This is a genomic window from Actinoplanes sp. NPDC049681 (assembly GCF_044465265.1).
GTDB lineage: Bacteria > Actinomycetota > Actinomycetes > Mycobacteriales > Micromonosporaceae > Actinoplanes.
This window is the reverse complement of sequence record NZ_JBITLP010000003.1, coordinates 218,716-239,587: the sequence shown is the minus strand read 5'-3', so window position 1 is coordinate 239,587 and position 20,872 is coordinate 218,716. Positions and strand designations below refer to the sequence as shown.

The following is a 20,872-nucleotide window of genomic DNA, read 5'->3' as shown; positions in this document are numbered from 1 at the left end:
CCGTGTTCACCGCTGCCCCCATGCCGACGGCGTCATATGTCGGACGCTTGTCAGCCAGGTTCGCGGGACCCGGGCTCAGAACGGGAACCCCTTAGGTTGCTAATGGGTTTCAGGGCACGGGCCGCCCGTGGTCGCAGCATGTCCGTGGACCGGTCCCGCGGCCAACCCGGGTACGCCGGATCCGCGGTCTCGCCGCCACCGCAGTCATGACCCCGCCGACCGCGATGTGTCCGAGCAGTGTCAGCATCACCGGCAGCGCCCGGCAGCCCTGGGGAAACATGCGCCACGCGGCGAAGATCAGCGCGGCGAGGTACGCCACGAGGCCGACCAGCGCCCCTGCGAAAAGGCCCATGATCAGCGCGCCCAGGTGGCCCCAGTCGCTGCTCGAGCTGGCAGCTTTCATGCCGTACGCCGCGCCGCCGGCGAGGACGCCCAGGGCGATCGCTGCCGCGAGCGCGAGCATGGGACCGGCGGCCAGCATCCATGGCCGCCGTGCTCGAACCGCTGCGGGCCGTAACTCACTCCACCACCTCGGCCTGCATGCGTCGGCAGGCTCCGGGCGATTCTGAGCCTTCCCGCCGTACCGAACGGATCAGGTTCAGCCCGCTGTCGGACCCAACGGCGTGTCGCAGACGCAGAAGGCGGGCGCCTCGGGAATCTCGAGGGCGCGGCGGACCTCGGCGGCGGCCGGGCTGCTGAGCGGCACGTGACGCGCGGCGGCGACGTACTGCTCGACCGTTGGTGCCGCGGCCGCCTTCCGGTATGCCGCCGCCCGTACCTCCAGGTCCTTGCGGAGCGCATCCAGCGGGCGCCGGGCCTTTGCCGGCCAGCTGTCAGTCCGGATGCTGGTGGCGAAGTCGCTGGTGACCTTCGCTGCCTTCCGCGCGAGGGTCCGGTGGTCGTCCAGGGTTGCCTCGGTCAGCTCGGGACCGTGCAGCCAGGCGTCCCGAGCCGCATTGGACTTCGCCGCGAGACGCTCGTAGGTCTCGCCGGCCTGTTTGAGGGTCATCGCCTGCGTGGCGGCCGGTGAGGTCTTCGGCGCGGCAGTGCCCGATTCCATCCGTACACATCCGGACAGGGCGGTCGCCACGGAGAGGCTGAGCGTGGCGACGAGCAGCAGGCGCTTCATGGCGGACCTTCCGGGTGCGGGAACCCGGGGCTTATCGGATCGGGATCCGCCGGCTTGAGGGAAGCGCGTGCCTCGAGCGCGTCACTCTGCGGCGGCTTCGAGGAGGCTTTCGCACACCCGCCGGAAGAGGGCCTCGAATTCCGCGGCGTCGTCGACCTCTACGTATTCGGTGATGATGACGTCGCTGCCGGGGAGCACATAGTCGGCGTCCGCCCAGCCGCCCGCGTAGAGGACGATCTGGCCTTCGGCTTCCCCGGCGCCGGTGAGGTGCACTCCGATGGAGCGGGGACGGCCGATGCGGGAGCGATCTGTCTCCAGCGGCGCCGGCCACGGTGCGCCCAGGTCCATCCATGTCAGCGGCGCGACGGTCAATCCGCGGGCCGCGAATGCTGATCGGTGCGGCGCCAAGAGGCTCGCAGCCTGGTCGAGGTCGATGTTGTCGAGGCCGTCGCGCCGTTCCATCGCGGGATGGTAGCCGTCGCGGCTGGTGGCCGCGACACCAACAAGTTCCTGACATTCAGCGGTCACGATCTTCGGGTGCTGATCAAACGGGGCAAACGGAGAAGGCCGCGGCGGTGGCGTCGCGCGCTTGCCTGGTTCGCCGGCGTCGTGGTCATTCTCTGCGGCAGCGCGGTCATTGCCGGAGAGATGTACGTCCGGTCCGTGCCGATGCCGGCCGTGTCGGCCCAGCCGCAGGCGTCGACGCTGTACTTCCGTGACGGCCGTACCGTTCTGGCGCGGGTCGGCACCACCGACCACAGCGACGTTCCGCTCTCGGCCGTGCCCGCCGCGGTTCGGTGGGCGGTTCTGGCCGCCGAGGACCGGGACTTCTACGACCACGGCGGTGTTTCGATCCGGGGTGTGCTGCGCGCGGTCGTCGCCAATGTTCGCGGGAACCGTGAGGGCGCGTCGACGATCACCCAGCAGTACGCGCGGAACGCGTACCTGAGTCAGGACGTGACCGTGGAGCGCAAGGTGAAGGAGATTGCGCTGGCGATCCGGCTCGAGCGGAAGTTCAGCAAGGATCAGATTCTCGAGCGGTATCTCAACAGCATCTACTTCGGACGCGGGGCGTACGGGATCGCGGCCGCTGCCTATGCCTATTTCGGTACCACTGCGAACACGCTGACGGCCGGGCAGAGTGCCGTGCTCGCCGCCGTGATCAAGGACCCGTACAACTTCGATCCGGCGAATGATCCGGAGGCGGCGCGGTCCCGGTGGGACTGGATCGTGAAGGCGGAGCAGGAGCAGGGGTGGCTCGAGGCGGCGCCGGCGTACCCGAAGGTGAGTCCGGCCCATGCGAAGGATCCCGGACCGAACGGCCCGATCATCGACCGGGTGGAGGCGGAGCTCGCGGCGCGCGGCATCACGCCTCGGGTTCTGCACACACGTGGCCTGGCGGTGACCACGACGTTGGACGCGCCCGCGCAGCATGCGGCTGTCACCCAGGTCAGGAAGCACCTGGCCGGTCAGCCGAAGGGACTTCTGGCCGCGTTGGTCGCCATCGACCCGGAAACCGGTGGGGTGCGGGCGTACTACGGCAACAGTCAGGGCCGGGGATATTTCGACAACGCCTCGGCGCCGCATCCCGCTGCCTCGACCTTCAAGCCTGTCGTGCTGGCCGCGGCGCTGCGCAACGGCATCTCCTACGAGTCGCGGTGGGACGGCAGTTCGCCGAGGCTCTTCCCGGGCCGGCTCGGGGTGCCGCTGCGCAACCAGCAGAACCTGCAGTGCCCGTACTGCACGCTAGAGGAGTCGATGGTCGATTCGCTGAACACGCCGTTCTACGCGGTCACCGAGACGATCGGCGCGGACACGGTCCGCCGCATGGCGCATGCGCTCGGGGTTCCCAAGCGGTACGCCAACGCGCCGACGCTGGTCGACGCCGCAGGCGATCCGGCGCCCGGCAAGACCCGTCCCGACATCGCCATCGGTCGCTACCCGGTCGCTCCGGCGGACCTCGCCACCGTGTACGCCACCTTCGCCTCCGGCGGCGTCCGGCATGACCGGCACTTCGTCGACAAGGTGTCCACACTGGATGGCAAGCGGGTCCTTTCCGCCGCTCCCCGTGCGGCGAGGGCGATCGATCGGCACGTCGCCGCGGACGTCTCCGCCGTACTCCATTCGGTCATCCGGGCTCACGACCTGTCGCCGGGCCGCCCGGCCGCGGGCAAGACGGGCACCCAGCAGTGGGCCGACACCCACGACAACCAGGACGCGTGGATGGCCGGGTACACCCCGGAGCTGGCCACCGCGGTCTGGATCGGCAAGGCCCGGCCCGGGCCGATCCGGGACGCCGAGGGCGAACCGATCCAGGGTGACACCGTGCCCGCGAAGCTGTGGAAGGCCTTCACCCACGACGCCCTCGGCGGCACTCCCCCGAGGGAACTTCCGGAACCCGCTCACGTGGGCGACCCCGGGATCGGCGACGCGCGACCGCCCCAGGCCGAGGAACCGGCGCAGCTCGCGGATGTGCAGAAGAAGAAGGAGCTGGAGAGCAGCGCTGCCGTGGCAGGGAAGCGGCGGCCCTGACGGTCAGCCCGTCAGGGCCTCGCGGAGCTCCTCCGCCGCGCGCAGGTCGGCGCGGGCCATCGACCCGGTCGGCACGGCGGCGACCGCCGCTGCCACCAGCAGCACCGCGCCGGCGAAGACGAACGCCCACGGCAGGCCGCCGGGCTGGTCGACGATCACTCCGGCGATCGCGCCGCCGGCCGCGCTGCCGCCGACCGAGACCGTGACGATCCAGGTGTACGCCTCGTTCAGCATCGCTCGCGGCGCGATCCGGCCGACCAGGTTGTTCTCCACCGTCAGCGCGGGTGCGATCGTCGCGCCGCCGATGACCAGCGCCGCGCCGAGCGCCGTCGGGTTGGGCATGATCGCCAGCACCAGGAAGCTCATCGACACCGCGGCCAGCAGCCAGGCGAACTGGCGGGTGAGCGTCATCGCGGGCCGGCGGGTGCCGAACCAGATGCCGCCGATCGCGCTGCCGACGCCCCAGACGCCGAGCAGGATGCCGCCGAGGCCTTCGCTGCCGCCGTGCTGCTGGGCGTACGCCGGCACCATCACCCCGGCCGCGCCGAACGCGATGCCGAGTGCGCTGACGCACAGGAGCAGGGCGGGGAAGCCGCCGACCTTGAGCGGGCCGAGGCCGCGAGCCGGTTCGGCGGACTCGTGCCGCTCCCAGTGCCGCATCATCGGCAGCAAGGCGATCGCCAGCGTGCCGGCGAGGGTGACGACAGCCGCGAACACCAGCGCGGCGCCGGGGCCGGTGAGCACCACGAAGGCCGCGACGAGCAGCGGGCCCAGCACGAAGACCAGCTCGAACAGCGAGGTTTCCGCGGCCATCGCGGCCGGTCGCAGGGCGTGCCGGCCGGTGCCGGGCGCGGTCGCGTCGGTCCAGGCGCGCCGGATGGCGGCGCTCAGCGGCGGGTACGTCGCCCCGGCCAGCGCCGACGCCACGACGATCGACGGCAGGGCGCCCGCACCACCCCGGCTGACCAGCAGCAGGCCACCCAGGGCGAGCGGGTGCAGCACAGCGGTGACCATCAGCACCGGAGATGGGCCGATGCGGTCGGCGACGCGTCCGGCGATCGGGCTGACCGCCGCGCCGGCGAGCGCGTACATGCCGCCGGCGAGGCCCGCGGCGGCGTACCGGCCGGTGGCCTGCTGGACGAGCAGCAGCAGGGCGAGCGGGGTGACGCCGATGCCGAGGCGGGCCAGGACACCGACGATGAGCAGGACTCTGCCGCCCGGCATCCGCCACACGCCGAGGTACTGCCGCAACGCGGTCACGCCTGTCCCACCTCCGTAACGAGCGAAGCCCTCCTGTAACGAGCGAAAGCCGCCTCCGACCGTAACGGCCGGAGGCGGCGGAACACGACGGAAATAGACGTCCTGTCAGCGAGGTCACCCGGAGAACTGCACCGGCCCCCGGCCCGTGATCGCGGCCAGCTGGTGCAGGCGCTTGATGCGCTCCTCCATCGGCGGATGGGTGGAGAACAGGCCGGCGATGCCCCCGCTGCGCAGCGGGTTGGCGATCATCAGGTGCGCCGACGTGGCCAGCTGCCCGTCCGCCGGCAGCGGCATCCGCTGGGCGCCATACTGGATCTTCTCCAGGGCGCTCGCCAGGGCGAGCGGGTCGCGGGTCAGCGTGGCCCCGGAGGCGTCCGCCTGGAACTCCCGGTTGCGGCTGATCGCCAGCTGGATCACCGACGCCGCGAGCGGGCCGAGGATCAGCATGAGCAGCAGCGACGCCGGGTTGGGGCCGTCCTCGTCGTCCGAGCCGCCGAGCGGCAGGAAGATCGCGAGCTGGGCGACCATGGTGATGATGCCCGCCAGCGCCGCGGCGACGCTCGAGATCAGGATGTCGCGGTTGTAGACGTGGGACAGCTCGTGGCCGATGACGCCTCGCAGCTCCCGGCGGTCGAGGATCCGGGTGATCCCCACGGTGACCGCCACGGCGGCGTGCCGGGGGTTACGCCCGGTGGCGAACGCGTTGGGCTGCATGGTGGGGCTCACGTACAGGCGGGGCATCGGCTGGCCCGCCTCCGTGGCCAGCTCCCGCACGATCTGGTAGAGCGCGGGGAACTCGGCCTCGGTGACCGGCCGGGCGCCCATCGAGCGCAGGGCGATCTTGTCGGAGAAGAAATAGCTGCCGGCGTTCATCGCCAGCGAGAGGACCACGGCGAACACCAGGCCGCCGCTGCCGCCGAGCCAGTAGCCGGCGACCAGGATCATGGCGGTGAGCAGACCCAGCAGAGCGGCCGTCTTGAGGCCGTTGTGATGGCGGTGCACGATCACTCCTTCGGCATGCGGGCCGGTGGGCCCACGTCCGATAGAACATCGGCCCGCCGAGAATTCATCCGGGAGTGACTGAGAGTTCGCTGAGCGTCAGCCCGCGAGCGCGTCGAAGACCGCCTGGGGCGCGAAACCCACGACGATCGTGACCGCGGCGGCCACCACGACGACCCTGGACACCACACGGGGATGCGTGACCGCCCTCAGCAGGTCGGGATCCACGACGCCGACCGGTTGCGGGGCGGCGTACAGCAGCGCGGCGACGCGGACGTAGTAGGCCAGGGCGATCACCGCGTTCAGCGCCACCACGCCCGCCAGCCAGCCCCAGCCCGCCTCGATCAGCGTGCCGACGACGGCGACCTTGGCGAAGAGCCCCGACAGGCCGGGCGGGAGGCCGGCCAGGCCCGCCAGCGCCAGCACCAGCGCGGCGCCCATCCAGCGGGCACGGCGGCCCGTGCCGCGGTAGTCGTCGAGCTCGCCGCCGTCCGCGCCGGGACCGCGGATCGCCGTCACGGCACCGAACGCGATGAACTCGAGGAGCACGAAGAAGATCGCGTACGCGTACGCGGTCTCGACGCCCGCGGCACCCACCGCCAGCGCCGCCAGGATGTAGCCGGCCTGGGCCACCGACGACCAGGCGAGCAGGCGCACCATCCGGGTCTGGCGCAGCGCGACCAGGTTGCCGACCGTCATCGTGAGCACGGCCAGGACGGCCACCAGCGGGCCGGTGTCCAGGCGCTGCACGACCGCCCCGAGGGCCAGGACACCGCCCAGCTTCGAGGCCGTCGACAGGTACGCCGCCACGGGCACCGGCGCGCCGTCGTACGTGGCCGGAGCCCAGGCGTGCAGCGGCACCGCGGCCACCTTGAACGCGAACCCGATCACCACGAGGGCGGCACCGACAGCGGCGAGCGGCGCGTACGGCCCGGAGCCTTCGGTCAGCGCGTCCAGGTGCAGGGCGCCGGTGGCCGCATAGAGCAGGGCGGCGCCGAGCAGGGCGATCGCCGTGGAGACCACGCTGATGAGGAAGAACGTGACCGCGGCGGAGGCCCCCGCGGCGGACAGCCGGACCCGGCGCAGCCCGACCAGGACGTACAGGGGCAGCGTGAGGGTCTCGAGGCCGACGATCAGGGAGATCAGGTCGCCGGCGTACGCGACCACCACGCCCCCTGTCATCGCGCAGGTGAGCAGGAAGCAGAACTCGCCGGCGGGAGCCAGCCCTCGGCGCAGCGCGGGCGCGGACAGGCCCAGCACGCCGACCGTGAGCCCGGCGAACAGCACCGTCATGAGCCCGGCGGACGGGGTGACCGTCCAGGAGCAGAGGTCGCCGCTGCAGAAGGTGGCCGCGTGGTCCGGGACGGCGACCGCGCAGACCGCCGTGGCGAGGCCGCCGAGCACGGCCGCCTGGAGGTGGAAGCGTCCGAGGGCGAGATCCATCACCAGGACGAGAAGGGCGGTGCCGGCCGCGGCGTAGAGCGGCAGCAGGGCGACGTGGTTGACGGCCTGGGTCATCGCAGCGCTCCGGTCAGGGCGGCCACCGGGTCGGCGGCGTAGGCGAGCACCAGCGCGGGCACCAGGCCGACCACCAGGGTGAGCAGGACGAGCGGCGCCCATGCCAGCCACTCCGCCCGGCTGACGGCCGGGAAGCCGGCCACCGCCTCGACCGCCGGGCCGTGGGTCACCCGGCGCAGAAGGCGCAGGAAATACGTCGCGGTCAGCGCGCCGCCGACCGCCGCCACCACCGCCAGCGTGGTCCACAGCCCACCGCCGCGCTGGATCGCCGCGACGACCGCGAACGCCTCACCCCAGAAGCCCGCCAGCCCGGGCAGGCCGAGCGACGCGATCGCTGCGAAGCCGAGCAGGCCCGCCAGCCGGGGCGCGGTCTCGCGCAGACCGCCGAGCGCGGCGAGATCGCCGGTGTGCGCCCGGTCCTTGATCGCACCGGCGAGGAAGAACAGCAGGCCGGTGATGACGCCGTGCGCCACGTTGCCGATGAGGGCGGCCTGCACCCCGGTCACCGTCAGCGTCGCGATGCCGAGCAGCACGAAGCCCATGTGCCCGACGCTCGAGTAGGCGATCAGCCGCTTGAGCTCGGTCTGCCGCAGGCACACCAGCGACCCGGCGATGATCGCGGCGGCGGCGAGGATGCCCAGCACCGGGGCGGCCCAGGCGGCACCCTCGGGGGCGACGCCGACGCCGATCCGGATGAGGCCGTACGTGCCCATCTTGAGCAGCACCCCGGCGAGGATCACGCTGCCGACCGTGGGCGCCTCGGTGTGCGCGTCGGGCAGCCACGTGTGCAGCGGCCACAGCGGCGCCTTCACCGCGAAGGCGACGGCGAACAGCGCGAACGCCACACACTGCGTCGTGCGCGTGAGGTCGTTGCCGCCCGCCAGCACCGTCAGGTCGCCGGTGTCCGCCGAAGCGACCACGGTGAAGACACCGAGCAGGAGCAGCACCGAGCCGAACAGGGTGTAGAGCACGAACTTCCGGGCGGCCCGGCGCCGCTCGGGACCGCCCCAACCGGCGATCACCGCGTACATGGGAAGCAGGACGACCTCGAAGAACACGAAGAAGAGGACCAGGTCGAGCGCCAGGAAGGTGCCGAGGATGCCCGCTTCGAGGATCAGCAACAGGGCGGCGAGCGTACGCCCGGACCCGCCGGCAGGCACCTTCCACACCGTGTACGCGCAACACAGCAGCGTCAGCAGCCCGGTCAGCACGACCAGCGGGTACGAGACGCCGTCGACGCCGATATGGAACCGGAGCCCCAGCGAGGGCACCCACGGCAGGTCCACCTCGGCCCAGGGCATCACCGGGACGACGCCGGAGCTTCTGTAGTCGACCCAGCCGAAGTCCCGCGTCGAGGGCAGCACCAGCAGCGCCGCCGCCACGAACGTGACCGCGGCGAAGGCCGTCGCGACGATGCGTGCGCCGCGGTCGAGCCGGGCCGGCACCAGGGCCACCACGACCGCGCCGAGGACCGGGACGGCCAGAACGGCGAGCAGCAGGATCTGCAGCACCGGGGAGACGTCGGTGGGATCGATCATGACGTGGCTCCGTAGATGGCGGCGACGAGGCCGAGGACCAGCGCACCCGTGAAGACCGCGACTGCCGCGCGCGGCAGGGCGGCCCGGTGCGCGGCGGCCAGGACGGTGCCCAGCCGCGTCGTCGAGGTGCCGGTGCCCTCCACCGCGGCGTCGACCACCCGCTCGTCGGTCAGGCGTACGCCCTGGGCGAGCGCGCGTACCGGGCGTACCACCAGACGGTCCTGGAGGGCGTCCAGCCGGAAGCCGGCGGCGAACAACGGTCCCAACCGGCCGAGGGCCATCGCCGGATCCGCACCCGGGAAGGATCGCCACAGCCACCACGCGCTGCCCGCGCCGAGCACGAGCAGCGCCATCGGCAGCACGATCGACACGCCCAGATGCGGCTCCTCCAGCTCCAGGGCGGTGCGGAAGCCCGGCAGGAAAGCGGCGAGCCCGAGCAGCACGGCGGGCACCGCGAGCAGCACCACCGGCCAGCGCATGAGACCGGGCGGATCGTGGGGCGCCGGCTCCTCGTACACCTCGTAGGAGGCGTCACCGAAGCCGACCGACCACTGCTCGGCCCGGGAGCGCGGGAAGCCGAAGAAGGTGCGCAGCAGCAGGCGGGTCGCGTACCAGGCGGTGATCCCGACGCCCGCCAGCGCGGCGATCCAGACCACCCAGCCGACCCACGCCGGGGCCGGGCCGTCGCCCTCGGTGGCATGCGCGGCCGCGACCAGCACGTTCTCCTTGGACCAGAAGCCGGCGAGCGGAGGCACGCCCGCGAGCGCGCCCAGACCCACGACGAACGACCAGAACGTCACCGGCATGTGCGTGCGCAGGCCGCCCATCCGTGACATCAGGTTGGTGCCGGCGGCGTGGATCACCGCACCCGCCGCCAGGAAGAGCAGCGCCTTGAAGGCGGCGTGGGTGAGCAGGTGGAACAGCGCCGCGGCCGGCGAGCCGACGGCGAGGGCTCCGGTCATGTAGCCGATCTGGGAGACCGTCGACCAGGCCAGCACCCGCTTGATGTCGTCCTGCGCGGTCGCGGAGAGCGCACCCAGCAGCAGCGTCACCGCGGCCATCACGCCGAGCACGGAGAGGGCCACGGGCGAACCCGCGAAGAGCGGGAACAGCCGGAAGACGACGTAGACGCCGGCGGCGACCATCGTGGCGGCGTGGATGAGCGCGGAGATCGGCGTCGGACCGGCCATGGCGTCGGGCAGCCAGGTGTGCAGCGGAAACTGCGCGCTCTTGCCCGCCACGCCCGCCAGCAGCAGCACCAGCGCGGTCGTCGGCGCGCCGACGTGCTCGAGGATGTCGGAGATCCGGAAACTGCCCGCCGCGACGCCGAGCCAGGCGATGCCGAGCAGGAAGCCGACGTCGCCGACCCGGGTGACGACGAACGCCTTCACCGCCGCCGCGGGCGCCTCGGGCAGCCGCCGGTCGTGGCCGATCAGCAGGTACGAGCACGCGCCCATGACCTCCCAGCCGACCAGCAGCAGTATCAGGTCGTTCGCCGACACCACCAGCAGCATCGCGCCGGTGAAGAGGCTGACCTGGGCGGCGTAGGGAGCGTACCGGCGGTCGTCGTGCAGATACTCGACCGAGTAGATCTGCACGAAGAGCGCCACGACGGTGACGGCCAGCGCGACGTAGAGCGCGGCCGACCCGAGGGCGAACCCCAGCGTCACCGGAAGATCACCGAAGGTGACCCAGCGGTGCGTCACGTCGACCGGCTCGTCGACCACGATCAGCAGCACGACCGCGATCAGCAGGGCCAGCGCGGCGCCGGTGATGCCCAGCAGGGCGGCCGGGCGGCGTCGCTCCCGGCCGTCGTCGCCGGGTGGCAGCAGGAGACCGGCGACCCCGAGCAGCAGCGGTACGCCGGCCAGCAGCGGCGTCAGCACATCGGCGGTCATCCGGCCTCCGGCTCGTGGTGCAGGACGACCTCGTCGACGTGCACGGCGGCGCGCATCCTGTACCACTGCAGGATGATGGCCAGGCCGACACCGACCTCGGCGGCGGCGAGCACGATGACGAAGAGGGCGAAGACGCCGCCCCGGTGACCTTGCGCGGGCGTGATGGTGACGTCCGCGGTCACCAGGATCAGGTTGACGGCGTTGAGCATCAGCTCGACCGCCATGAGCACGAGGATCGCGTTGCGGCGGCGTAGGACGCCGTAGACGCCCAGACCGAAGAGCAGCGCCGCGGTCACGTACGGGATCACCGCATGCATCAGGCCTCCTCTTCCTTCCGGGCGCCGATGTCGGGCCGCGACAGCACGATCGCGCCGACCAGGGCGGAGAGCAGCAGGATCGACAGGACCTCGAACGGCAGCACCCACGCTCCGAAGATCTCACTGCCCATCCGCTCGGTCGTCCCGGCGGGCGGCAGCTCGGCGAGGGTCCAGCGGAAGGCGTCGGCGAGCAGGGCAGCGAGTCCCAGGCCGACGCCGCCGCCGACGATCAGTGCGGGCCACGCGGGCCGGTCCAGGTCGGCGGAGGGGCCGATCGGGGCCCGGGTCAGCATGACCGCGAAGAGCAGGAGCACGACGACGGCACCGACGTACACCAGGACCTGGACCCAGGCCACCAGCTCGGCGCCGAGGACCAGGTAGAGGCCGGCCATGGCGCCGAGGCTGACGACCAGGTAGAGCCCGGCCCGCACGATGTGGCTGCTGGTGACCACGAGCGCGCCCGAGCCGACCGCGACGGCCCCGAGCGCCAGGAGCAGCGCGTCGGCGACGGTCACCGGCCGGGCTCCGGGGTTTCCGCCGGGGCCTCGGCCGGAGTCGCAGCCGGGCGCGTGGCCGGGCGCGCGGTCCTGGCCGGGGTGGCCGCGCCGGGGCCCGCCGCCTTGCGGGCCGCCGTGGACTCCTCCTTCGACGGCTCGCCCAGCACGTCGTGGGCGGGCGGCGGGGGCACGGTCGGCATCCAGTCACTCAGGCGGTTCTTGTCGTGCAGCAGGTCCAGCACATCCATCTCCGAGTACTCGAACTCGGGGCTCCAGTGCAGGGCGTCGAACGGGCACACCTCGATGCAGATACCGCAGTACATGCACAGGGAGAAGTCGATGTCGAACCGGTCGAGCACGTTCCGTTGCCGGGCGCGCGCCGCGCCGGGCACGACGACCTCTTCCTTGTGCGAGTCGATGTAGATGCACCAGTCGGGGCACTCCCGGGCACACAGCATGCAGACGGTGCAGTTCTCCTCCAGCAGCGCGATGACGCCGCGCGACCGGGGGGGAAGATCGGGCTCGACGTCGGGATACTGCTGGGTGGTGGACCGCCTGGTCATGGTCCTGAGCGTCACGGCGAGCCCGTTGACCAGGCCCTTGCCGGGCGCGGACCGCTCCCCGTGCTCACTCATAACCGCATATCCTGCCCGGTCGGCGCGGCGGAGGCGAGCACACCCCCACCAGATCTTCCCGGCTTGTCGGATGCGACCGCAGGCGATGGTGAGTCACCACGCCTGCGGACCCCCGATGCGCGTCCGCCCGGACGAGCCACGGGAAGGTATCAACGCCCTGGACGCTCACGCCCGACGATGTGATCGCCACCATGCTGTCAACGACAGGAATCGTACATCTCATAAATAAAGATGATCGTCAGTTTGTACCCCCGTGTGTCCGGTTATTGGTGGGCGCGACACAGTGCAACCGACCACATTGGAGGAACACTGATGGTGCGCACCGCATCCCGTCGCCGGGCGGTCCTGACCGCCTCGCTGGCCGCTGCCGGACTGGCCGGCGTGCTCGGCGCCGCCGCGCAACCCGCCGCCGCGGCGCCCGCACTGGCGGCGCCCTGCGTGCAGAAGATCGCCGTCGTCAACAACGGGGGCTTCGTGGTGAACTTCCAGATCACCACGCGGGAGGGCCAGCTCTCCGCGCCGACCGATGACTACCCCATCAACCAGTGGCGGCTGATCGACCTCACCTCGACGCCGCTCGAGGAAGGCGTGGACGTACGCCCGCTCGTGCACGCCACCGCCGGGGACGACGTGCTCGGCAACACCTTCGTGTCGTACTGCGCGAACGGCCAGACGGCCACCTACACGGCCAGCGGCACGACCCTGAACTACACGGTCACGCTGCTGACGTGATGAGGCGCCGGGCCTAGAGGGCCACTTTGACCGCTGCGGTGAGGACCAGCTGTGCCAGGGCGACCGGCACGAGCACCAGCCAGCACAGCCGTTGGAGCTGGTCCTCGCGCAGCCGCGGGTAGCTCACCCGCAGCCAGATGATCACGAAGGCCACGGCGAAGACCTTCAGCAGGGTCCACAGCCAGCCCAGATGCGCCGGATCGGGACCGTGCCAGCCGCCGAGGAAGAGCACGGTGGTCAGGCCGGCGATGACGACGATGCCGACGTACTCGGCGAGCAGGAAGAACGCGAAGCGCAGGCCGGTGTACTCGGTCATGTAGCCGAACACCAGCTCGGAGTCGGCGATCGGCATGTCGAACGGCGGCCGCCGGATCTCGGCGAGCCCCGAGACGAAGAAGACGGCCGCGGCCGGGGCCTGCCACAGCAGCCACCACGGCGACCACGCCTCGACGATGCCGGGCAGGCTGAGCGTGCCCGCCGCCATGGCGACGCTCGCCGCGGACAGCACCAGCGGCAGCTCGTAGCCGAGCAGCTGGGCGGCACCCCGCAGCCCGCCGAGCAGGCTGTACTTGTTCGCCGACGCCCACGCGGACATCAGCACGGCCACCACGCCGATGCCCAGCACCGCGAGCACGAAGAACAGACCCACGTCCAGGGGCTGGGCGACCAGGGCGCCGGGCCCGAGGGGGATGGCCAGCAGGACGATCAGGTACGGGAAGAGCGCCACGATCGGCGCCAGCTGGAACACCCGGCGATCGGCGTCGCGCGGGGTGATGTCCTCCTTCTGCACGAACTTGACGCCGTCGGCCACGAGTTGCGCCCAGCCGTGGAAGGCGCCCGCGTACATGGGCCCGAGCCGGCCCTGCATGTGCGCCATGACCTTGTGCTCGGCCTGTCCGATGACGAGCGGCAGCACGAGGAAGGCGGCGACGACCGCGACGACCCGTACGAGCAGGTCCAGCCAGAGCGGCATCAGCGCTCCCCCTCGGGGTTCTCGGCCTTGGGGTCGCCGGGGGTGCCGGGCGTGGCCGGCCGCTCGACCGACCGGGCCGGCCTGTCCCCCGGTGCCGGACGCGCCGGGCGGGCCGGGCGGTCGCCGGCAGCCGGGCGTGCGGGGCGGTCGCCCGGTGCGCGGCGGGCCGGCGGCTCGGGCGGCGGCACCTTGCCTTTCATCGGTCCCCACTCGTTCGGATCCGGGACGCCCGGCGGGCGCATCGGGGCCCGCTTGGCCACCCCGGCCTCGGACTCCCCCGGCTCCTTGGCGCCCGGCCACGCCTTCGCCACACGCGAGGCGAGGACGAAGTCCTTGCGGAGCGGGTGTCCCTCGAAGCCGGGCGGCAGCAGCAGCGGGCGCAGGTCCGGGTGGCGCACGAAGGAGATGCCGAACATCTCGTGGGTCTCCCGCTCGTGCCAGGCCGCACCCGGGAAGAGATCCACGACCGACTCCACCGCCGGGTCCTCGCGCGGCACCCGGGCCCGGATCAGCAGTCCGTGCCGGCGACGGGTCGACCACAGGTGGGCCACCACGGTGAAGCCCTCGTCGAGCTCGTCGACCGCGGAGAGCCAGTCGAAGAAGTCGCAGCCCAGGGCCCCGGGATCGCGGGCGGCGCCGATGGCCGTCCACCAGAGCGCGGCCGGCACGTCGACGACGGCGCGCTCGTGCCCGGGTCCGCCCCCGGAAACACCCGCGGCGATCGCCGAGGGGTCCGCGGGCGCGTCGGCGTCGTGTGCTGTCAGCAGTGCGACCATCCGCTCGCCGACCTCTTCGGGCGTCATGCCGCCCATCCTATGATCCGCCGATGTGGCGCAACCCCCGACGCGTCCTGTGCGTGTAGTCGCCGTGACATCGCCAGCCGTCAGCCTCGGACCGGAGCCGTTCACCGCCGTGACAGCCACCCCAGCCTCGTTCGACGAGCTGTACGCCGCGCACTACGGCGACCTGACGGTCCAGCTGTACGCGTACTTCGGTGACCGGCAGGAGGCACAGGACGTGGTGCAGGAGGCGTTCTGCCGGGCACTGGCGCGCTGGCGCACCGTGTCGGGCTACGACGATCCGGTCAGCTGGATACGCCGGGTCGCGTGGAACCTCGCCGTGAGCAGATGGCGGCGGGGACGTACCGCGCTGAACTTCCTGCGCCGGCAGCGACCGGTCGAGGCGCAGGTCGACGGGCCCAGCCCCGAGCGGGTGGCGCTGGTCGCCGCGCTGGGCACCCTGCCACCGGCCCAGCGGCGCGCAATGGTGCTGCACTACCTGGCCGACATGACGATCGCCGAGATCGCCGATCGCGAGGGCGTGGCCGAGGGCACGGTCAAGTCCTGGTTGCACCGCAGCCGGGCCGCCCTGGCCGCCGAGCTCGCCACCGAGGGGGTGCGCAATGCCTGACCAGTTCGAGAGCCTCTTCGCCGGACTGCGCACCGAGACGCTGCCGCAGGTCCGGCCGCCGGGCATCGCCGCCGCGCACCGGACCGTGCGCCGCCGCCGTACGACGAGGTCCGTGGCGACCGCGACCGCGGTGATCGCGGTGGCGGGCACCTTCGCCGCGGCCGGCCTGCCCGACCGGGGCGACCGGGACGACTCCGCCGAGCGGATCGACCGGCTCGTCGTGGCGGCGCAGCGGGCCGTCGGGCAGCAGACGGCGCGGCAGAACGGGCTGCCCGCCGAGGGACCCGTCGCCGCGCGGACGTCCCAGCAGTTCGCCGGTCTCACCGCCGGCAGCTACACGCTGGTCCTGGCCTGCGGCGGCGTCGGGGTGCTGACCCTGGCCGTGCGGCTGGCCGGCGACGCCGCTCCGACGGACCTCGGCGGTCAGGTCGTCTCCTGCGCGGCGCGCCCGAAGGCGGCGTCGATGCAGTTCCGGCTCCCGGCCGACGGCACCGTGGCCGTCTCGCTGCAGGGCGACGATCAGGCCGCCGGGCATGCCGGCTACTCCCTCGTCGTGACCCGCACCGGCGCCGCCGACCAGTCGGCGCCGGTGGACCCGGAGTCGTCGTGGAACGCCGGCCGGGCCGCCGCGGTCCTCTCCTCGGGCGGCCGCTACCAGCCGGAGCGGATGACCACCGAGCGGCTGACCCAGACCGGCCAGGCCGTGCGGCAGGCCGGCGAGTACGAGGTCCGGATGGCCTGCGCCGGCCCGGGCGCGGTCGACGTACGGCTGCAGCAGGTCGCCGTCCACGACGGGCGGATCGGCGGCACCGGCTCGGTCGTGTGGGACGAGCAGGTCGAGTGCACCGACGTCGACCCGCGGGCCGCCGACGGGAGCACCACCGTGGTGCTCCCGGACAACGCGGCACTGGCGGTGACCGTCATCCCGGACCAGGCCGCCCGCAACCGCGCCGGGTTCGCCTACGTGCTCGCACCGGTGTGACGGGTCAGCCCAGGCCGGGGAGGCGGCCGTTGCGGAACAGGTCGACGAAGTCCTGGTGGTCCTCGCGGGCCTGATCCCCGTACGCGTGGGCGAAGTCGACCAGGAGCCGCACGAAGCCGGCCTCGTCCTTGTCGACCTCGGCCACGATCGCCTCCTCGGTGGAGAAGTCGACCAGGTCGTGGCTCGACTCGTCGTCCGCGACCGAGTGCATGCGCGCGACGGCGCGGCCCAGATCGGTGAGGACGCCGGTCAGCTCGCCGGGCTCGTTGACGTCCGCCCAGTCCAGGTCGGCCGCGTACGGCGACACCTCCGCGACCAGCTGGCCCACGCCGTTGAGCTCGGTGTAGCCCACCCACGGGTCGGCGTGCGCCTGCAAAGCCCGCTGCGACTCGGCGGTCCGGTGGCCCTGGTGGCGGAAGTAGCCGCGCACCCGCTCGTCGTCGATCCAGCGGGCCACGGCCGGGACCTGCGCCTGCTTCATGTAGATGATGACGTCGTTCTCCAGCGCCTGGGTGTGCCCCTCCAGCAGCAGGTTGTACGACGGCAGCCCCGCCGACCCGATCCCGACGCCCTTGCGCAGCTTGATGTCCTTGATGTTCGTCGAGACGCCGTCCCCGCGCGACGGCAGCGTCCCGAGGTACTGCTGGAACGCGTCACGGACCGTGGCGGCGGTCGCCTCGTCGACCTCGTACACGCCGTCGCCGAGGGAGAACCGGCGCTCGTAGTCGTCGATCGTGGTCTGCCCGGCCAGCAGATCGACCCGGGTGTTGAGCCGGGCCTCCTGGAGCACCCGGCGCAGGACGCCGTCGGCGTTCTCCAGGGTGATCGAGCCGATCGCGTCGTCGCCGCCGCGGGCGATGGCCCGCAGCTCGGTCAGGTACGCCCCGGCGAACGTGGTGACCAGCGAGGTGATCACGTCGTCCGAGAGTGCCTTGCTGTAGCCGATGAGGGCGACGCTGGCGCAGAAGCGCTTGAGGTCCCAGATGAACGGGCCGACGTACGCCTCGTCGAAGTCGTTGACGTTGAAGACCAGCTGCCCCGAGGAGTTCATGTAGGTGCCGAAGTTCTCGGCGTGCAGGTCGCCGTGGATCCACACCCGGCTGGTCCGCTCGTCGAGGAAGCGGTCATCGGCGTACGCGCCGGTCATGTCGGCGTAGAACAGCGAGGCGCTGCCCCGGTAGAACGCGAAGGGCGAGGCCGCCATCTTCCGGAACTTGCGCCGGAACGCCGCCGGATCGATCGCCATCAACTCGCCGAATTCCCTGGTCAAGACGTCGATGATGAAGTCCGACCGCGGTTGATCACTCATGCCCCGCAGCGTAGACCTGGAAGTCGACAGCTGTGTGTCACGGACGCGACGCGTCAAGCCGGCGGGCGCACCATCGGGGCGGTCAGCGAGGCGGCATCGCGGGACGAGGCGGAGGAATCCGGCGGACCGGGCACCAGCGCGTCGCCGGACCGCAGCGGATCGGGGCGCGGAACGCCGCCGGGGCCGGACTGCTCGGCCGCGATCTTCTCCTGCAGGCGCAGGATGCCGTGCAGCAGCGCCTCGGGCCGCGGCGGGCAGCCCGGCACGTAGACGTCGACCGGGATCAACTGGTCGACGCCCTTGGTCACCGAGTACGAGTCCCAGTAGGGGCCGCCGCAGTTGGCGCACGAGCCGAAAGAGATCACGTACTTGGGCTCGGGCATCTGGTCGTACAGCCGCTTGATCGCCGGGGCCATCTTGTCGGTGACGGTGCCCGAGACGACCATGAGGTCGGCCTGGCGCGGGCCGTGCGCGAACGGGATCACGCCCATCCGCATGAAGTCGTGGCGGCTCATGCTGGTGGCGATGAACTCGATGGCGCAGCAGGCCAGGCCGAAGTTGAAGACCCACAGCGAGTAGCGGCGACCCCAGTTCAGCACGAACTTGATGGGCTCACCGAGCACTCCAGGCAGACCGGCCACGCCGCTCAACCTACCCCAGGCCGGCGTACGCCCGGCGAGGGATCGGCGGGCGCCGCGGACGCGCAAGGTAACCACGGGCGGGCCGCGGCGCCTACGCTTCGCCCAATGGAGAATTCCCCACGTACGGGGCGGGTCGCGGCCGGCGTCGCCGCCAGCCACCCGGCGACGGCCGCGGCCGGGCTGCGGATCCTGGCGGCCGGTGGCACGGCCGCCGACGCCGCGGTCGCGGCGGTGTTCGCCACGTGCGCCGCCGAGAGCGTCTACACGGGACTGGGTGGCGGCGGGTTCGCGACCTACTTCGACGCCGCGTCGGGACAGGTGACCTGCCTCGACTTCTTCGTCTCGGTGCCGGGCACGGACGGTGACCGCCGGCCGGGCCCGATGGTCGCCGTCGACGTGTTCTTCGGCGGGGTGCCGCAGGTCTACTCGATCGGCGGGGCCAGCGTCGCCGTCCCGGGAGTGCCCGCCGGCTGCGGTGAGGTGCACCGGCGCTGGGGACGGTTGCCGTGGGAAACCCTGGTCGCACCGGCGTACGAGCTGGCGGTGACCGGGGTCGAGCTGCCGCACGCCCACGCGCGCACGCTGGACGCCTGCGCGCCGGCGCTCGCGCACGGTGACGGCGGCGCGATCTACGCGCCCGGCGGACAGCTGTTGCGCGGCGGCGACCGGCTCTTCCACCCGGGCCTGGCGACCGCCTTCGAGGCGCTCGCCGCGGAGGGGCCGGCCCTGTTCTACACGGGCACGTACGCGTCCCTGACGGTCGAGGCGGTACGCGCGGCCGGCGGCGCCCTGGGCCCGATGGATCTGGCGGCGTACCGGGTGCTGGAGACACAGGTCGACCACGCGATGCTGGGGTCGTACCGGGTGCGGGCCCGGCACGACCTCAACCGGACCGTCGACACCATCGCGGCTCTCCCCGCCGGCCTGGCCGCGTTACCCCGGCCCGAACGGGCCGTAGCACTCGCCAGCGCCCTGCGCGACCGGGGACGGCAGAAGATCGGCGACACCACCAACGTGTCGGTGGTCGACCCCGAGGGCAACGCCTGCGTGATCACCACGACGATGGGGCTGGGCGCGGCGGTCTGGCTGCCGGGGCTCGGCATCAACCTGAACTCGATGCTGGGCGAGGGCGAGCTCATCACGGACGACCTCGCCCCCGGCCGCCGCATGTCGTCGAACATGTGCCCGCTGGTGGTGATCGACGAGGCGGGGGCGCTGGCCGTGGCGATCGGCTCCGCCGGGGCGTCCCGGATCCGTACCGCGCTGGTCGACACGCTGATCGGCGTGCTGGTCGACGGCCTGGACATGCCGACGGCCATCGCCCGGCCGCGGTTCCACGTCGTCGACGACACGATCCACGCCGAGCCGGGATACCCCCGCGACGAGCTGGAGGCGCTGACAGAGGCCGGCTGGCAGCTCCAGGAGTGGCCGGAGATCAACCACTACTTCGGCGGCGTCACCGCCGTGGGGGTGGGCGGCGCGGCCGGGGATCCGCGCCGCGACGGGGTCGGCCTGCTGCTCTGACCCACTTCGAGCAGGGCCACGTCCAGGCTCGTCGGAGTCAGGCCGAAGGCGCTCTCGGTCTCCTGCGAGTCCAGCAGGAAAGGCCCGTAGAACTGGTAGTCCATCTCAGCGAGCTCACGAGCCATGGGTACGGCCAGGCCGGCGGTACGCATCACCCAGCGGGGCAGGCGCCGCAGCCTGACGGCCGGGCTGCCGGTCAGCTCGGCGTACCGGGCGGCGAGCTCGCGGACGCTGACGGCGGGCTGTGAGGGCACGTGCCACGCCCGGCCCCACGCGCGTTCCTCGCGCGCCAGGGTGACGAGCGTACGGGCCATGTCTCCGACGTACGTCCAGGTGTGCGGGGCGTCGGGGTCGCCGGGCAGCCAGGCGGTCCGGCCCTTGGCGATCGCCGGGATGAGCACGGCGGAGAAGATGCTGTCCGCACCGGCGCCGACGTAGTCCGACCCCCGCGCCTCGACCGTCCGGATGCCGCTCGCGAGCGCGTCCTCCCACATGGCGATCCGGACCCGGCCCTTGCGGCCCGTCGCGGCGAGCGGGGTGCGCTCCGTCATCCGGCCGCCCGGCTGTGGTCCGTACCCGTAGAGGTTTCCGGTGATGGCCAGCACCGCGTCGTTCTCCTTCGCCGCTCTGATCAGCGCGGCGGAGACCGGCGGCCACAGCTCCGGCCATTTCGTGTACGCCATGTTCGCGCAGTTGTAGAGGACCGCGGCGCCGCGGGTGAGTTCGCTCAGCCGCCGGGCGTCGCGGGCGTCCGCGGCGATCCGTTCGATGAGCGGGTGATCAGGCCCGGATCCGCTGCGGGTAACGACCCGGACGGTCTCGCCCGCCTCGGCGAGCAGGCGGGCGACCGCCGAACCGACGGGCCCGGCACCGACGACGACATGGCTGGACATGGTGTTCTCCTTTGTGAGCACTGCTCTCAGTTTTCGGGGGGACGAGGGGTTTGTCAAGAGCAGTGCTCTCGGTATGGCACACTGT

Annotated in this window: 21 protein-coding genes; 5 read left to right on the top strand and 16 right to left on the bottom strand. The window is 72.2% G+C overall.

Features of this window, described 5'->3' with window-relative positions; translation table 11 throughout:
* Nucleotides 1-109: 109 nt before the first annotated feature.
* From ACIBO8_RS10905 to ACIBO8_RS10895, 3 genes are all read right to left on the bottom strand, one after another.
* On the bottom strand, nt 110-481 hold the full coding sequence (locus ACIBO8_RS10905; protein WP_396114962.1) for a hypothetical protein: 372 nt from the start codon (nt 479-481) through the stop codon (nt 110-112).
* A gap of 117 nt (nt 482-598) precedes the next feature.
* Entirely contained in the window at nt 599-1,129 is a 531-nt protein-coding gene (locus tag ACIBO8_RS10900; RefSeq protein WP_396114961.1) for a hypothetical protein, read from the bottom strand.
* Between the two features lie 81 nt (nt 1,130-1,210).
* Complete coding sequence (locus tag ACIBO8_RS10895) at nt 1,211-1,591, bottom strand: hypothetical protein (protein WP_396114960.1); 381 nt, start codon at nt 1,589-1,591, stop codon at nt 1,211-1,213.
* Nucleotides 1,592-1,666: 75 nt separating this feature from the next.
* On the opposite strand from ACIBO8_RS10895, the gene ACIBO8_RS10890 reads away from it, so the two are divergent.
* Complete coding sequence (locus ACIBO8_RS10890; protein WP_396114959.1) at nt 1,667-3,661, top strand: transglycosylase domain-containing protein; 1,995 nt, start codon at nt 1,667-1,669, stop codon at nt 3,659-3,661.
* Between the two features lie 3 nt (nt 3,662-3,664).
* On the opposite strand, the gene ACIBO8_RS10885 is transcribed toward ACIBO8_RS10890, so the two are convergent.
* The 8 genes from ACIBO8_RS10885 to ACIBO8_RS10850 all read right to left on the bottom strand — a co-directional run bounded on the left by ACIBO8_RS10885 (nt 3,665) and on the right by ACIBO8_RS10850 (nt 12,323).
* A complete protein-coding gene (locus ACIBO8_RS10885; RefSeq protein WP_396114958.1) occupies nt 3,665-4,921 on the bottom strand; it encodes an MFS transporter in 1,257 nt (418 codons plus the stop codon).
* A gap of 114 nt (nt 4,922-5,035) precedes the next feature.
* Complete coding sequence (locus tag ACIBO8_RS10880) at nt 5,036-5,866, bottom strand: M48 family metalloprotease (RefSeq protein ID WP_396115611.1); 831 nt, start codon at nt 5,864-5,866, stop codon at nt 5,036-5,038.
* A gap of 153 nt (nt 5,867-6,019) precedes the next feature.
* Nucleotides 6,020-7,438, bottom strand: coding sequence for an NADH-quinone oxidoreductase subunit N (locus ACIBO8_RS10875; protein WP_396114957.1), 1,419 nt, complete (start codon nt 7,436-7,438; stop codon nt 6,020-6,022).
* On the bottom strand, nt 7,435-8,976 hold the full coding sequence (locus ACIBO8_RS10870; protein ID WP_396114956.1) for a NuoM family protein: 1,542 nt from the start codon (nt 8,974-8,976) through the stop codon (nt 7,435-7,437). Before ACIBO8_RS10870 ends, ACIBO8_RS10875 begins: the two co-directional genes overlap by 4 nt.
* Nucleotides 8,973-10,874 (bottom strand): NADH-quinone oxidoreductase subunit L, encoded by a 1,902-nt coding sequence (locus ACIBO8_RS10865; protein WP_396114955.1) that lies wholly within the window; start codon nt 10,872-10,874, stop codon nt 8,973-8,975. The genes ACIBO8_RS10870 and ACIBO8_RS10865 overlap by 4 nt, the downstream gene beginning before the upstream one ends.
* Nucleotides 10,871-11,191: an NADH-quinone oxidoreductase subunit NuoK gene (gene nuoK, locus ACIBO8_RS10860; protein ID WP_396114954.1), complete on the bottom strand. Its 321-nt coding sequence runs from the start codon at nt 11,189-11,191 to the stop codon at nt 10,871-10,873. Before nuoK ends, ACIBO8_RS10865 begins: the two co-directional genes overlap by 4 nt.
* A complete protein-coding gene (locus tag ACIBO8_RS10855) occupies nt 11,191-11,706 on the bottom strand; it encodes an NADH-quinone oxidoreductase subunit J (protein WP_396114953.1) in 516 nt (171 codons plus the stop codon). The genes nuoK and ACIBO8_RS10855 overlap by 1 nt, the downstream gene beginning before the upstream one ends.
* Nucleotides 11,703-12,323, bottom strand: coding sequence for a NuoI/complex I 23 kDa subunit family protein (locus tag ACIBO8_RS10850; RefSeq protein ID WP_396114952.1), 621 nt, complete (start codon nt 12,321-12,323; stop codon nt 11,703-11,705). The genes ACIBO8_RS10855 and ACIBO8_RS10850 overlap by 4 nt, the downstream gene beginning before the upstream one ends.
* A 312-nt stretch (nt 12,324-12,635) precedes the next feature.
* On the opposite strand from ACIBO8_RS10850, the gene ACIBO8_RS10845 reads away from it, so the two are divergent.
* On the top strand, nt 12,636-13,055 hold the full coding sequence (locus ACIBO8_RS10845; protein ID WP_396114951.1) for a hypothetical protein: 420 nt from the start codon (nt 12,636-12,638) through the stop codon (nt 13,053-13,055).
* Nucleotides 13,056-13,068: 13 nt separating this feature from the next.
* Here ACIBO8_RS10845 and ACIBO8_RS10840 read toward each other — a convergent pair whose 3' ends face one another.
* Nucleotides 13,069-14,028: an NADH-quinone oxidoreductase subunit H gene (locus ACIBO8_RS10840; protein WP_396114950.1), complete on the bottom strand. Its 960-nt coding sequence runs from the start codon at nt 14,026-14,028 to the stop codon at nt 13,069-13,071.
* A complete protein-coding gene (locus tag ACIBO8_RS10835) occupies nt 14,028-14,831 on the bottom strand; it encodes an NADH-quinone oxidoreductase subunit C (protein WP_396114949.1) in 804 nt (267 codons plus the stop codon). The genes ACIBO8_RS10840 and ACIBO8_RS10835 overlap by 1 nt, the downstream gene beginning before the upstream one ends.
* A gap of 109 nt (nt 14,832-14,940) precedes the next feature.
* Here ACIBO8_RS10835 and ACIBO8_RS10830 point away from each other — a divergent pair, with 109 nt between their 5' ends.
* Nucleotides 14,941-15,438 carry an RNA polymerase sigma factor gene (locus ACIBO8_RS10830; protein WP_396115610.1) on the top strand — a complete coding sequence of 166 codons (498 nt, stop codon included), beginning with the start codon at nt 14,941-14,943 and terminating at the stop codon, nt 15,436-15,438.
* Complete coding sequence (locus ACIBO8_RS10825) at nt 15,431-16,420, top strand: hypothetical protein (protein ID WP_396114948.1); 990 nt, start codon at nt 15,431-15,433, stop codon at nt 16,418-16,420. The genes ACIBO8_RS10830 and ACIBO8_RS10825 overlap by 8 nt, the downstream gene beginning before the upstream one ends.
* A gap of 4 nt (nt 16,421-16,424) precedes the next feature.
* Here ACIBO8_RS10825 and ACIBO8_RS10820 read toward each other — a convergent pair whose 3' ends face one another.
* On the bottom strand, nt 16,425-17,729 hold the full coding sequence (locus ACIBO8_RS10820) for a DUF2252 domain-containing protein (RefSeq protein ID WP_396114947.1): 1,305 nt from the start codon (nt 17,727-17,729) through the stop codon (nt 16,425-16,427).
* Between the two features lie 53 nt (nt 17,730-17,782).
* Nucleotides 17,783-18,370, bottom strand: coding sequence for an NADH-quinone oxidoreductase subunit B (locus ACIBO8_RS10815; RefSeq protein WP_396114946.1), 588 nt, complete (start codon nt 18,368-18,370; stop codon nt 17,783-17,785).
* Between the two features lie 105 nt (nt 18,371-18,475).
* Here ACIBO8_RS10815 and ACIBO8_RS10810 point away from each other — a divergent pair, with 105 nt between their 5' ends.
* Nucleotides 18,476-19,894, top strand: a complete 1,419-nt coding sequence (locus tag ACIBO8_RS10810) for a gamma-glutamyltransferase (protein WP_396114945.1) — start codon at nt 18,476-18,478, stop codon at nt 19,892-19,894.
* Here ACIBO8_RS10810 and ACIBO8_RS10805 read toward each other — a convergent pair.
* On the bottom strand, nt 19,813-20,787 hold the full coding sequence (locus ACIBO8_RS10805) for an NAD-dependent epimerase/dehydratase family protein (protein WP_396114944.1): 975 nt from the start codon (nt 20,785-20,787) through the stop codon (nt 19,813-19,815). The genes ACIBO8_RS10810 and ACIBO8_RS10805 overlap by 82 nt on opposite strands.
* Nucleotides 20,788-20,872: the final 85 nt, after the last annotated feature.

Coding starts and splice junctions, on each gene's coding strand:
- ACIBO8_RS10905 (WP_396114962.1), bottom strand. CDS start 481: ATGCTGGCCGCCGGTCCCATGCTCGCGCTCGCGGCAGCGATCGCCCTG.
- ACIBO8_RS10900 (WP_396114961.1), bottom strand. CDS start 1,129: ATGAAGCGCCTGCTGCTCGTCGCCACGCTCAGCCTCTCCGTGGCGACC.
- ACIBO8_RS10895 (WP_396114960.1), bottom strand. CDS start 1,591: ATGGAACGGCGCGACGGCCTCGACAACATCGACCTCGACCAGGCTGCG.
- ACIBO8_RS10880 (WP_396115611.1), bottom strand. CDS start 5,866: ATGATCCTGGTCGCCGGCTACTGGCTCGGCGGCAGCGGCGGCCTGGTG.
- ACIBO8_RS10875 (WP_396114957.1), bottom strand. CDS start 7,438: ATGACCCAGGCCGTCAACCACGTCGCCCTGCTGCCGCTCTACGCCGCG.
- ACIBO8_RS10870 (WP_396114956.1), bottom strand. CDS start 8,976: ATGATCGATCCCACCGACGTCTCCCCGGTGCTGCAGATCCTGCTGCTC.
- ACIBO8_RS10865 (WP_396114955.1), bottom strand. CDS start 10,874: ATGACCGCCGATGTGCTGACGCCGCTGCTGGCCGGCGTACCGCTGCTG.
- nuoK (WP_396114954.1), bottom strand. CDS start 11,191: ATGCATGCGGTGATCCCGTACGTGACCGCGGCGCTGCTCTTCGGTCTG.
- ACIBO8_RS10850 (WP_396114952.1), bottom strand. CDS start 12,323: ATGAGTGAGCACGGGGAGCGGTCCGCGCCCGGCAAGGGCCTGGTCAAC.
- ACIBO8_RS10845 (WP_396114951.1), top strand. CDS start 12,636: ATGGTGCGCACCGCATCCCGTCGCCGGGCGGTCCTGACCGCCTCGCTG.
- ACIBO8_RS10840 (WP_396114950.1), bottom strand. CDS start 14,028: ATGCCGCTCTGGCTGGACCTGCTCGTACGGGTCGTCGCGGTCGTCGCC.
- ACIBO8_RS10835 (WP_396114949.1), bottom strand. CDS start 14,831: ATGACGCCCGAAGAGGTCGGCGAGCGGATGGTCGCACTGCTGACAGCA.
- ACIBO8_RS10825 (WP_396114948.1), top strand. CDS start 15,431: ATGCCTGACCAGTTCGAGAGCCTCTTCGCCGGACTGCGCACCGAGACG.
- ACIBO8_RS10820 (WP_396114947.1), bottom strand. CDS start 17,729: ATGAGTGATCAACCGCGGTCGGACTTCATCATCGACGTCTTGACCAGG.
- ACIBO8_RS10810 (WP_396114945.1), top strand. CDS start 18,476: ATGGAGAATTCCCCACGTACGGGGCGGGTCGCGGCCGGCGTCGCCGCC.
- ACIBO8_RS10805 (WP_396114944.1), bottom strand. CDS start 20,787: ATGTCCAGCCATGTCGTCGTCGGTGCCGGGCCCGTCGGTTCGGCGGTC.